Origin of the sequence: Rhizobium ecuadorense (assembly GCF_001187535.1) — a bacterium.
Lineage (GTDB): Bacteria > Pseudomonadota > Alphaproteobacteria > Rhizobiales > Rhizobiaceae > Rhizobium > Rhizobium ecuadorense.
This window is the reverse complement of the sequence record NZ_LFIO01001326.1, coordinates 1-215: the sequence shown is the minus strand read 5'-3', so window position 1 is coordinate 215 and position 215 is coordinate 1. Positions and strand designations below refer to the sequence as shown.

Annotated in this window: 1 protein-coding gene; it reads right to left on the bottom strand. The window is 60.0% G+C overall.

The features are described from left to right. Window positions 1–215 (bottom strand): aldehyde dehydrogenase family protein (locus AF337_RS28870; protein ID WP_152971224.1); only part of this gene is annotated, 215 nt, incomplete at both ends.

The following is a 215-nucleotide window of genomic DNA, read 5'->3' as shown; positions in this document are numbered from 1 at the left end:
CTTCCAGGCCAGCATCAAAAGTGGGAAGTTCCACGGAAGCACGCATCCGACGACACCGACCGGCTCACGCACGATCATCGTCAGTGCATTCGCGCCGACAGGCGCGGTGTTGTCATAGAGCTTGTCGATCAGTTCGGCGTGCCAACGGATTGTGTGAATGGTATCGGGAACATCGACCGTCTGGCATTCGCCGACCGGCTTGCCGCTGTCGAGGC